The sequence below is a fragment of the Agarivorans sp. Alg241-V36 genome (assembly GCF_900537085.1).
Classification (GTDB): domain Bacteria; phylum Pseudomonadota; class Gammaproteobacteria; order Enterobacterales; family Celerinatantimonadaceae; genus Agarivorans.
This window is the reverse complement of record NZ_UNRE01000006.1, coordinates 295,398-307,687: the sequence shown is the minus strand read 5'-3', so window position 1 is coordinate 307,687 and position 12,290 is coordinate 295,398. Positions and strand designations below refer to the sequence as shown.

The following is a 12,290-nucleotide window of genomic DNA, read 5'->3' as shown; positions in this document are numbered from 1 at the left end:
AAGACACTCATAGCCACTCAGGTTACACTGCTTATTCATCGCCTAAACTCGCTTAGCAAATGATTTGTTACAGGACCCCCTACCTATGACCATTGATATTAGCTGGCTAGCACTTGCTGCTTTTTCACTAATACTGCTGATTCCTATCGGGCTTAATTGGCACTTCAAACTGAGCTTAGGCAATGACATAGGCAGCAGCTTAGTAAGAATGTTTGTGCAATTAATATTGCTAGGCCTGTACTTACAGTTCTTGTTTGATTTAAACAACTTGTGGGTAAATTTATTATGGCTGGTAGTGATGTTGCTAGTGGGAGCCAGCGCCATACTTGGCAAAGCTAAACTGCCTAAAAAGCCATTATTTGTACCGGTATTGCTAGGTCTATTGCTCGGCTTAAGTCCGCTACTAATACTGTTACTTTTTGCCTTGCTTAAGCCCACTCCCAGCTATAGCGCTCAATACTTGATCCCCCTTGCAGGCATGCTGTTAGGTAACAGCCTAAGCGGTAACATTGTGGCCTTACAGCGTTTGTTTAACGCACTGCATGAAAAAACTGCCGAATACCACGCTTACTTAGCACTGGGGGCTAATCGCTTACAAGCCACCCAAAGCTTTGTACAAAGTGCTATGCAACAAGCCTTTGCCCCGGTGCTAGCCTCTATGAGTACCGTAGGTTTGGTCACCCTGCCAGGTATGATGACAGGCCAAATTCTCGCCGGCAGCGACCCGATGGTCGCAGTGAAGTATCAACTGCTTATACTCATCGCCATTTTTGTGATGCTTAGCGTCTCAATTGCCACCACGCTTAGCCTGAGTGTTCGAATTGCGATTAGCCAGACCGGCCGGATTAAAATCAACAAACTCTAAGGTTTAAGGAAGCATATCTGCCCATAAGCAAGCTTAATACCGCCTGAAATCCATGCTACCGCTTGGTTTAAAAGATTACTTATAGTTAGAGTGATTTAAACAACAAACATAGTTGTTTAGTTTTCGGTTGTCGGTCGAATTCTGCCGTAGTACCTTTTAGTTTTAATCATTAAGGCTTTCGTCATGACATTCAAAGAGTTACACCGTCAAAACTCACCTTTACTGCTGTGCAACGTTTGGGATGTCGCTAGCGCTAAAGTAGCTGAAAAACTCGGTTTTGCAGCCATCGGAACCTCCAGCGCAGCAATTGCCGCTGCCAGAGGTTTAGCCGATGGTGAGAACCTCAAGTTTGCCGAACTTTTGCAAGTGGTTCAGCAAATTAAACAACACTGTCAATTGCCTTTAACAGTAGATATTGAGTCTGGCTACAGCCGAGAACCACAGTTAATAAGCGAGCATATAGTATCGCTTAACCAGCTAGGAGTAGTGGGCATAAACATTGAAGATAGTGTGGTGAATTCACAACGCGAGCTATTGCCCGCAGAAGAGTTTGCCGCCACTTTAAGCTACATTAAACAGCAACTTGGCCAAGATCAGATCGACATGTTCATCAATGCTAGAAGCGATGTTTACCTACTGGGTCACAAAAATGCCTTGGAACTAGCTCAACAACGTATTCGGCTTTATATTGAAGCAGGCGCCGACGGGATCTTCTTACCCGGCATAGAACAGCTAGATCAAATTAAAACGCTGAGCAAAACCTGCAGTGTGCCGCTAAACGTAATGTGCATGCCGCAGCTAGCTAACTTTACTCAATTGCAGTCAGCCGGAGTGCAGCGCATCAGCATGGGTAATTTTTTGTTTGCCAACATGCAACAACACTTAGAAAGCCAACTCAACAGCATTAAGCAAACTCAGTCCTTTGCTTCGCTGTTTTAGCCCTCCAGATATAGCTCCAAGCATCGCTGGAGCTATACCAATGCCTACTTAACTAGCTAAGCGTTTAGCGGTTTCCGCCACTTCAGCACCAAGGCTTTTAACTCGTTGCTCCATGTCTGCATCAGTTAATTGGCCTTCGCTATTAAAGGCTTGGTAAGACGAACCCACCGCCACTTGTTTTGGGCTAACCATTACACCTAAGTTAAACAAAATATCGCGAGTATGAGCCAAACCACGAATGCCGCCTAAACCGCCCGGCGAAGTGGCCATAATGCCAGCCACCTTGCCTTGGAAAGCCGAGCCAATTTCGGCATCTTTAGAAGGGCGAGATAACCAATCTAAGGCATTTTTTAGCACGCCAGAGATGGAACCGTTGTACTCGGGGCTGGCTAGCAAGATTCCATCAGCCTGAGCAAATAAGTGTTTTAAGTCGTTCACCGAGGCAGGTGTACCTTCTGCTTCTAAATCTTCTGAATAAAGCGGAATGGCAAAGTCAGCTAAGTCTACGTAACGAACTTCAGCACCCGCTTCTTCTGCCCCTTTGGCGGCAATTTTTACTAGGTTTTTATTAAATGATTGAGCGCGTAAGCTGCCTGCAATTGCGATTAATTTAGTCATGTTGTGCTCCTAGGCTAAGCCTTAAAGTGGAATTCGTTTTCGATTTAAGTGCATTCTTGCATAAGCAAATTTGAAGAAAAACAACACCCATGCAATACTTCTGTGCATGAATGCACACAAGAACGATTGGAACGACATCCATATTGCTTATAAGGTTGCGACCTTAGGCACACTCACCGCTGCTGCCGAAGCCTTGGATGTTCACCACAGCACAGTATTGCGGCGAATAAATGCCTTGGAAGAACGCCTTGGCACTCGTTTATTCCATCGCCATGCCCGTGGCTATCAAGTCACCGAAGCAGGTTTACTGCTCACCCAAACCGCCGAGAGCACCCAAAACGACTTCAACCGTTTACTAGGCAAACTGGCTGGCACCGACAATCAGCTTTCTGGCACCTTGGTATTAACCACGGTGAATAATATGGCCGAGCTGCTGTTACCTATGCTGGCTGATTTTCAAGCGCTTTACCCCAACATTAAGTTGGAGTACGCCGCCGATAGCAGAATTTTGAAACTGGAACATGGCGAGGCTCATGTCAGTATTCGCCCGGGTAACAAGCCAAAAGACTTAGATTATGTTGTGCAACACTTAGCCGACAGCCCTGTCACCCTGTATGGCTCAAGCAGCTACTTAAAGAAGCACGGTAAAATAAAGTCTTTAAGCGACGTAGCTGGGCACCGGTTTATATCTACCATTGAGCCCTATTCGCAGATTAGTTTTATTAACTGGATGAACAGCGAGCTAGACCCACAACAAATTGCCTTACGAGTGAATGACTTTAACGCTTTTATTCCAGCGATTAGAGCCGGTTTTGGTGCTGCGCCCCTTAACTGCGAAACCGCTAAGCATTATCCTGATCTGCTGCCACTGATGCCGCCGCTGGAGCATTGGGCGATTCCGCAATGGCTTACCACCCACGTGGATATGCACCGTACTTCTAAGGTTCAGGCTTTTACCCAATTTTTAAAACAACGCTTTAAGACACTAGCAGAATAGCTACTTATCACTTGGCAAATAGCGGTAATGGCCAGTGATGGGGTAGTTAAACAGCATGTCGTTTAGCTGCGGTCCAAGGCCAATGTTGTGAACAATTTGAGGAATACCTTCTGCTGTAAATTGGTCACTGACAATGCCGATATGGGGCAAGTTACCCGGCAGCATCCAACTCACTATATCTCCCGGTAAAAAACTGCTGGCATTATCACTGATTGGTAAAGACTCACCATGGCGGGTAAAAAACACCTGCAAATTAGGCACTCTTCGGTGATCTATATTTCGGTCAGTACGGTTTAATCCCCAAATACGTTTAGATGGATAAAGCGAAAAATGTTGCTGCATGTCTTCATGCACCAAAACCTGTAAATCAATGCCAAGCTTTCGGTAAGTGCGAATCAATACATCAGTGCATACACCAAAGTGCTCGGGCACATCGCCGTTGGGGTAATCCAGCGCAAAATATGCACCATTGTAGATGACGGTATGCTCGGTTCGCGCCAAGGCGGCGTCAACCAACTGTTGCGCTAGGGTAGTGCCCATAACAGGGAATGATAGAAGCGCTATCAGCGATATAAGCCACTTAACCATACTGCCTAATTTTCCTTTGTAAGCTGTTCACCCAAGTAAGCTAATCATACTTGCTTATTCATCAATTAATAACAAAACAAACAATAACAGAAGCGACTTTTAGGTGAATTTCTCTTGCGCCCTTACAGTGCACCATCCGATCTAGCTCACTAAATGAGCAACAATCTCTAATACTATGGAGGTAGCTCTAAACTTCAATTGATGTAGATCATATTTTATTTTTGCCGCCTAGGGTTATGTTAAAGCTGTGTTAACAAATAAACTATGGGTATTAAGATGGAATTAAAACAAGATCCACGTTGTTATACCAACGTATGCATAGACGGCCAATGGTTTCACTACGACCACTGCAGCACTAACGCCTACATGCTAAAAGGTGGCTCGCCAGCGGGCATCGAGCTGCAAAGCATTCCTGCTACTGAAAATGAATTGATCGAGCTATTATCGCGTAATTAGTCCTAGATTTGTGGCTAAGCAAGCTGGTCCACCAGCCTGAATTAGCTAGCGCGACTCTGTTTACGGTGATTGACTGGTTTAGTTAGTTAGCTGTTTTGCGCTCTCGCAAGCTTCATAAAGTCGCAGCAGTGTCCCCAGCAGCACGCCGCTGATTGCGCCGTAAAGATGCGATTGCGTAGCGATTTGATTAACCGGCAGACTCACATCGCTCTCAATGGGTCCTAGAAACTGCTCCCAAGCAATTTTAATTATCACAAACCCCGCCACCCACAATACGAAGGGATTTCGTTTGTAGAGTACGATGGCACCGCTTGTTAGTAAGCCATACAAGGCGCCTGAATACCCCACATACCAAGTAATATCAGAGTCCAATAAACTAAGACCAAGGCCCACCCCTAATGGAGGGAGCAACAAACACACCAGTAAATAGCGCAATTTAATAAGCTCGGGAAACAAGCTAAAAGCAGCCAATAAAGAAGCGAGGTTGATAGCTAGGTGAGAAACATTCACATGCAACCAATGAGCGGTATAAATACGCCACGGCTGACTGGTTGATAATTCTGGTTGCCAGCGTAAGAGTTCCAAAGCAGGCTGCCCGGCGAGCTGCAAGACAAGCATGAAACAAATTACGCCAAGCAATATACTTCGCGGAGGATTTAGCTCAAAGCCTCGCATTAAAGCTGCAACTCCAAGCGCAAAGGTTGAAGATGATAACTATGGCGAGTTTGACTGTGGTTAAAGGCACTTAACCATAAATACATGCCGGTCTCCAAGGGTAAGTCATATTCATCGGGAGCCATTAGGCTACGTTTAAGCTCCAAAGTCCAAAAACCGTGATTCCAAGACGCTTTCGCACTGACATCACCCCGCCCTTGAGATAAGGGCCCTAGCGAGAGAACCGACGGAATGACTGTGCCTAGTGGAAAGTGGTCATTGTCTGGGTTGTACTTTTCGGTATCTTCCCAATTCAACCACCAACTGCCTACGTCACTTAATTCTGGGTCAAGGTTAGGAGAGCCCATCCGTTTTAACACGCTGGCAGATTTGGGCAAACGCAAAGGCTGCACAATATCATCTGAATATTCTCGCCAGTTAGATACAAAGCCCCCACACTCAGGTTTCAACAAGGCGTCATTATTTTCCCAGCGAACCAGATGTTCACAATCGAGATCTTTTTGATAACCTGCGGTGTAACGCTTGTATTCAGATTTTGACGGTCGAGGGGCGCCAAAGTAGTTATCATCCGCCTGGCCAATACTGGTGCCGGTGCGCACTGCCTTCCAATGCCACACATCCGTAATGCTTCCATCTAAGGTGTAGTGTAAGCCTCGGCCACTGGCAGAACCCGGCCGCTCGCCATGAGGCTTAGTACCGAGGTGGGTAGCCCCTGCCCCAGCAAATTGCCCGCTTCGAGAAATCATCAATGCAAATTTGTCTTCATAAAACTGATTTTCGTCGGCGTTAAGTGCTGAGCTTTGAAGCACCTTCCAGCCTTCTGCAGTTTTTTGCAAAGGTAGGTGAGTTAAGCTGCGCGTGGCATCAGCCCAGCGCAACAAAAAGTAGCCTGATTGTCCATCATGAAGAGCGCGGATTTCAATATCAGTCACTCCACCTGGCATGTTGGCGCCGTTGCTGGTGCGAACCTTTAATGCCGGGGCTTGCGACCAAAGAGGATTACGGCCCTCGCCATCTAACGACAAAGGCTGATGTATTTTAACCATCAGCAAACGTGGATATTGGGTCGCTGACACCGACCACAAAACCACGCTCACGACGGCAGCAAAACTAAACACCGCTGTGCCACGCCAGCCCAAAGAGCCTTGAGGAAGCAAAAAGCGCCCACTATTAAGTAATCCCCGCACTACCAAGGCGGTGAAAACATGTAGTAAGCCAGCACCAAGCGTAAACCAAGCTAATAGAGGGTGTATTTGATTAAGCCAAGCGGGTCTGACGGGCAACAGATAAATCGCTAAGCCGCTTGCAACCGACCCAGCTAAACACAGCAAACTAACAGCAATGCCAATCCTGAAAAATTTGTTTCCACCGCTGATTTGCTTAGCAATAACAAGTCGTTTAAACCGTCCCCACAGCAGCTGATAAATAATATACGAAACTATTGCTGCTACTAATACTAAGGCCGATATTTGGTGCCACAGATGCACTTGTCCTTGCGGTAACCAAGCGCCAAAATAATGCGCCAAACTGTTCGGATGATTCGCACGCGCTATTTGCATACCGCTGAGAAACAAGGTTAACAAAAGCGGCAATAACAGCACATGACTTAACCACAAGGTCAATCTAGGTGTTTGTTTTCGACTTAACGCAATAAAACTAGGCCTACTTCCTTGGGCCATAATAAATCCTTTCTTGTTCTAACTTAAAAAAATGTACCCCATTGGTGCATAAATGACTGAAATTGGTGCACTTTAACCTATTTTTAAACTTTTTGACCATTTGGACAGAAAGTAGTCATATTTATATCACACTTATGTCACAGTGGTATGACATCTTCGCGTGGTAACGCCCGAGAGGTGTTTTTTTATGCTTATATATTAATGGAGTAATGTATGAAATTGCGATTATTGTCGCTATTAGTGACAGGAGTGTGTCACTCAGCAGCGGCAAGCAGTGATTTGCCACGTATTGCGTGGACAGATGACCCAAGCACTACCGCTACCTTGGGTTGGCGTTTAGTCTCTGGTGATACCCCCAATGTTCGTTACGGCACCGCTGCCGACGGGAGTAATTGGACAACTCACCCGGCAGACGAAGCTACAGTAATGGCTCATCCCGACGATGCAGTTGACTCAATAACCTTGACCACACAGTTAGCCTACTTAAATGGTTTAAGCGCTGATACTGCATATTATTTCCAAATCTGTGACAGCGAAGGATGTAGCGACACCTCATGGTTCAAAACTGCACCTAATATCGCTGGAAATTTTACCTTTATTGCCGGCGGTGACTCACGCACCAACCGCCAACCACGTCAGGAAGGTAACAAACTGGTTGCCGCTTCTCGCCCATTGTTTGTATTATTCAATGGCGATTTCACTGATGATGGTAATCATGAGCAGTGGGTAGACTGGCTAACCGACTGGCAACTAAGTCGCAGTGAAGATGGCCGCATGTACCCTATCGTGGCCACCCATGGTAACCATGAAAATGATGTCTACGACATGCTTAGCTACGTGTTTGGCGTGCCAAACAGCGCTTATTACAAGCTAAGTATTGGTGGCAACATGCTCGATATTTTCAGCTTAAACAGTGAAGCTGAACCGGGTGTGGGTTACGGCGCTTACGACGATCAAAACGCTGACGCATGGAACGCGCAGAACACAGCATTTACCACTGATTCAGCTGCTTCTAGCGCTAGCTGGAAGCTCGCTAACTACCACCGACCAATGCGACCACATACTAGTGGTAAAAGCGAAGGTACTGGCCGAATCGAAGCCTGGGCTGAAATTTTCAACCAGCAGGATTTTCAGCTTATCGTTGAATCAGATACCCACATGGCTAAATACACTTACCCAGTGATATACAGCCAAGCGGCAGGTAGCTATCAAGACTTTATTCGTGATGATGCTAATGGCAGCATGATTATTGGGGAAGGTAGTTGGGGTGCGCCAACTCGCCCCACCGATGACGATAAGCCATGGACTATGGACAGCGGCTCATTTTGGCAGTTCAAACTGATCCACGCAGCGCCAGACAATATGCGTATTCATACGGTACGTTTTGGCTCTGAGCATGAAACTCTCGCCGGCAAAGCCTTTAGTGCCGACACGGTAACGCCACTGACTCAAGCCACACAAGACGCCAACGCAGTTGCGGTAGCGGAAGGCCTACCACTATGGGCCCCGCTATCGGGTGAAGCCTTAGATTTACCACTCAGCGGTTTTGTGGGAGCGGAGATTGATAATGTGCAACTTATCGGCGCAGGCTCAAGCTGGAAATACCTTGATGACGGCAGCAGTCCCGCTGATTGGCATATCGCCTCATTTGATGACAGCGCGTGGCCAGAAGCCCCTGCTCAACTCGGTTACGGTGACGGCGACGAAGTGACCGAAATCGACTTTGGCGGAGACAGCGATAACAAACACATTACCAGCTACTTCCGTCATGACTTTAACTTCAACAGCAGCCAAGATGTGATTAAGCTAACTTTGCGTTTATTACGTGATGATGGCGCAATTGTGTACTTAAATGGTAGCGAAGTTGTTCGCAGTAACATGCCAGAAGGTGAAGTAACCAGCTCAACACCAGCCAGCAGCGGCATTGGTGGCTCGGCAGAACAAAGCTTTTACGAGTATGCCTTGTTACCGGAGCAGCTGATTGTTGGTGAGAATACCCTTGCGGTAGAAGTTCACCAATCGGACGCTGGCAGCTCAGACTTAAGCTTCGACGTTGACCTAACTGCAGTGATTTCTAACATCGACGCAACCCCCGCTGACTCTACCACCACGCTTGAAGCCACACCGCTATCAATCAGTGAAATAGAATTGAGCTGGAATGATGACGCAAGCTTTGATGAAGTGGGTTACCAATTAGAGCGCCGTGTAGGCCAAGGAGAATGGCAAGTATTGACTTGGCGTATTGATGCCGATGAAAGCAGCTACACCGACGCTAAGCTAATCGAAGGCGAAAGCTACAGCTACCGCATTCGCCCCTATAACGCAGCCGGCCTTTCTAGCTATAGCGCCGATGTTACAGCTGAAACCCTATCTAACCCCGTACCACGGATCTTCTCTGAAGATTTCGAACTAGGTGATTTAGGCCAAATGCTGGCAGTTAATGTGACCAGTGATGCTGAATGGGGCATTAGCACCAACGGCAACTACGCCTACATGAACGGCTATGGCGCCGACATGGAAAGCGACGACTGGTTAATCACTCCGAGCATTAACCTTGGTTATTACAGCGAAACCAGCTTGAGCTTTGAGTCGGCCTATAACTACGACGGCCCATTATTAGAGCTAAGCTATTCGCTTGATTACGACCCTGCAGTACATAACAGTCCATTAGACGCAACTTGGGTAGTGATACCTGAATGTACCGCAGCCAATGGCGCAGCCTGTTGGGCCCAGCCTAGCGAAGCCCAATGGACCTTTGAAGCCACTACTGTCGACCTAAGTGCTGTAGATGCTGAGCAAGTGAGCTTTGCCTTCCGCTACACCTCAACAGGTACCGGCGGCGGTGATGGACGTGGTTGGCAAGTAGATAACATTGCGGTTCGTGGTAACTACCAAGGTAGCGCAGTTGTTAGCGATAGCCTAGAAACCGGCGTCCCCACCACCTGGACTAACCACAGTAGCGCCAGTACAGCGAACTGGGATGCTGGCGTACAGCTAGATACTCCAGGAGTATTTATCAACGGCTTTGGCGCAGACGAAGCGAGTAACGATTGGTTAATTTTGCCAGCGGCAACATTAAGTGAAGACGACTTAGCCTCACTAAGCTTCGATTACTATCAGAAGTACTCTGGCCCAGCATTGAAGGTAATGGCTTCTACCAACTATCAAGATGGTAACGAGCCAGCCAGCGCTGACTGGACCGACTTAAATGTGGCCCTTCCTAGCTTGCATGAAGCATGGGCAAGTATTGGCCCAATTAGCCTAGCCGCTTACTTAGGTAATGTTCACCTAGCCTTTGTTTACACCACAACCGGCACCGGCCCGGGCGATGGTGCCAACATGGGACTGGCCAACATCAGCATTAACCGTAACCTTGATGGCGTAGTAACCGAAAACGAGCAACTTGGCGAGAACTTCGATGCACTTGATAACTTCGGTAGCTTCAGTAGCTACTCTGCCAGCAGTAACGCTGATTGGGTAATTGAAGAACGCTCTGGCCAAACCGGCGCGCTAATCAGTGGTTTTGGTGCCGATGCAGCCAGTGATGACTGGTTAATCTCGCCTGCCGTAGAGCTACTTAGCTGGCACAATGGTGTGGTTGATTTTGATATTTACACCAACTACGGCGGACCAGCACTAAGTGTACTTATCTCTAACGATTACAGCGGCAGTGGTGACCCTGCAGCAGCAACCTGGACCGAGTTAAGCTACCTAGACGACGAACCAAGCACCCCAACAGCCTTAGCCGCTGTAGATGATGCTTGGACCTCTTATCGTGTCGATCTATCAAGCTATACCGGCACCGCTTACTTGGCATTCCGTTATACCTCTACCGGTACCGGAAGTGGTGAAGGACGCCGTTTAGGTGTAGACAACTTCAGCTATAAGAGTACTTATGGCGAAGCGGGCATGAGTGCTATTTTTGCGCTAGCTGACGATGTAGTGGCAAGTGGCGAAGACGCAAACTTTGTCGCTACTGTAACCAACGGCACAGCACCTTATAGTTACGGCTGGAACTTTGGTGACGGCAATAACTCAAGCGACGAGAGCCCTGCGCATCAATATGCTGAAGCGGGTGATTATTCGGTAGTGCTTACCGTGACCGACGCCGAAGGAACAGTCACTTCAATGACTCGCAGCATCACCATCTATCAACCAGGGCAAGCTATTCCTGCCTTGAGTGCTGATGTGCGTATCGCGACTTTCAATGCTTACTTAAACCGTCCAACTGAAGGACAAATTCTTACCGACTCATTGTCGGGCACCGATAGTCAAATCGCCAATGTTGCTGAGATTTTGCAACGGGTGCGCCCTGACGTAGTGTTACTGCAAGAATTTGATTATGTTGCCGATGGTTCAGCCGTAGCAGCCTTCAAAGCCAACTACCTAGAAGTTTCACAAAATGGCGCGGATCCCATTGAGTACCCATTTGTTTACCTAGCAGAATCAAACACCGGTATCCCAAGTGAATTTGATTTCGATAACGATGGCGATGTGGGCGGACTAGGTGATGGCGGCGATGCTTACGGTTTTGGTGAGTTCCCAGGCCAATACGGCATGGTATTGCTATCTCGTTACCCAATTGTGACCGACCAAGTACGTACCTTCCAGCATTTCTTGTGGAAAGATATGCCTGACGCCATGCTGCCTATCAATCCTGATACTTCTGAAGGATGGTATAGCGAAGAGGAGCTGGAAGTATTCCGCTTATCTTCGAAGAGTCACTGGGATGTGCCAATTGATGTAAATGGCAACATTGTGCATGTATTGGCAAGCCACCCAACACCACCAGTATTTGATGGTGATGAAGATCGTAACGGGCTACGTAACCACGACGAAATTCGTTTCTGGCGTGATTATATTGACCCAAGCTTGGCAGGCTACATCTACGATGACCAAGGCGCAACTGGCGGTTTAGCTGACGGCCAAAGCTTTGTGATTATGGGTGACCAAAACGCCTCCTTACACGAGGGTGATGCCACCAACGATCCAATTAGCATGCTAACCAATAGTAGCTTAATCAACAGTGCTGATATTCCAACCAGTATTGGCGGTGTAGAAAACACCCCTAGCAGTGAATATGCAGCAAGGCATACTGCTGACTGGGCGATTCAAGTTGATTATGTATTGCCATCAGTGGCGGGCATTGAAGTAGACCATACCGCGGTATTCTGGCCTGGTTTAGCCGATGAGCTTTACTACTTAGTTGGCCCAGGCGTAGCTAGTTCTGATCACCGCTTAGTTTACCTAGATGCCAATCTTGGTGTAACCAATAGCGATGATTCAGATGACGATGGTCTATTTGGTTCGGCAGGCTATGGTTTAATTTTGCTGGCCTTTGTTGCCGGCAGTGTGCGACGCAGGCGCCTGCTTTAAACCTCAATAGCTCTATCTAATAAACGCCCCCGCAAGGGGGCTTTTTTGTGCTTGCGTAAACCCTATCACCAAAAAAACACCTCTTGCAAAAGGGTGA

General features: G+C 47.4%; 9 protein-coding genes. 5 read left to right on the top strand and 4 right to left on the bottom strand.

Translation table 11 applies throughout. The annotated features are described in order from the left end of the window. The first annotated feature begins 85 nt into the window (after nucleotides 1-85). Together G6R11_RS15430 and G6R11_RS15425 are read left to right on the top strand one after the other, a co-directional pair. Nucleotides 86-865, top strand: coding sequence for an ABC transporter permease (locus G6R11_RS15430; RefSeq protein ID WP_163133967.1), 780 nt, complete (start codon nucleotides 86-88; stop codon nucleotides 863-865). 183 nt (nucleotides 866-1,048) lie between these two features. Further along, the gene (locus tag G6R11_RS15425) at nucleotides 1,049-1,804 is read left to right on the top strand and encodes an isocitrate lyase/phosphoenolpyruvate mutase family protein (RefSeq protein WP_163133966.1); all 756 of its coding nucleotides are present in this window, start codon (nucleotides 1,049-1,051) and stop codon (nucleotides 1,802-1,804) included. A gap of 48 nt (nucleotides 1,805-1,852) precedes the next feature. Here G6R11_RS15425 and G6R11_RS15420 read toward each other — a convergent pair whose 3' ends face one another. Next, a complete protein-coding gene (locus G6R11_RS15420; RefSeq protein WP_163133965.1) occupies nucleotides 1,853-2,422 on the bottom strand; it encodes an NADPH-dependent FMN reductase in 570 nt (189 codons plus the stop codon). Between the two features lie 106 nt (nucleotides 2,423-2,528). On the opposite strand from G6R11_RS15420, the gene G6R11_RS15415 reads away from it, so the two are divergent. After that, nucleotides 2,529-3,419, top strand: coding sequence for a LysR family transcriptional regulator (locus G6R11_RS15415; RefSeq protein ID WP_163133964.1), 891 nt, complete (start codon nucleotides 2,529-2,531; stop codon nucleotides 3,417-3,419). Here the strand turns inward: G6R11_RS15415 and G6R11_RS15410 are convergent, their stop codons facing one another. Further along, entirely contained in the window at nucleotides 3,420-4,007 is a 588-nt protein-coding gene (locus G6R11_RS15410) for a DUF1287 domain-containing protein (RefSeq protein WP_163133963.1), read from the bottom strand. Nucleotides 4,008-4,283: 276 nt separating this feature from the next. On the opposite strand from G6R11_RS15410, the gene G6R11_RS15405 reads away from it, so the two are divergent. Beyond that, nucleotides 4,284-4,463: a hypothetical protein gene (locus tag G6R11_RS15405; RefSeq protein WP_163133962.1), complete on the top strand. Its 180-nt coding sequence runs from the start codon at nucleotides 4,284-4,286 to the stop codon at nucleotides 4,461-4,463. Nucleotides 4,464-4,541: 78 nt separating this feature from the next. Here the strand turns inward: G6R11_RS15405 and rrtA are convergent, their stop codons facing one another. Together rrtA and G6R11_RS15395 are read right to left on the bottom strand one after the other, a co-directional pair. Continuing rightward, nucleotides 4,542-5,048 (bottom strand): rhombosortase, encoded by a 507-nt coding sequence (gene rrtA, locus G6R11_RS15400; protein WP_163133961.1) that lies wholly within the window; start codon nucleotides 5,046-5,048, stop codon nucleotides 4,542-4,544. A gap of 89 nt (nucleotides 5,049-5,137) precedes the next feature. After that, entirely contained in the window at nucleotides 5,138-6,817 is a 1,680-nt protein-coding gene (locus G6R11_RS15395) for an ethylbenzene dehydrogenase-related protein (protein WP_163133960.1), read from the bottom strand. Nucleotides 6,818-7,030: 213 nt separating this feature from the next. On the opposite strand from G6R11_RS15395, the gene G6R11_RS15390 reads away from it, so the two are divergent. Next, entirely contained in the window at nucleotides 7,031-12,193 is a 5,163-nt protein-coding gene (locus G6R11_RS15390) for a choice-of-anchor J domain-containing protein (RefSeq protein ID WP_163133959.1), read from the top strand. The last annotated feature ends 97 nt before the right edge of the window (nucleotides 12,194-12,290 follow it).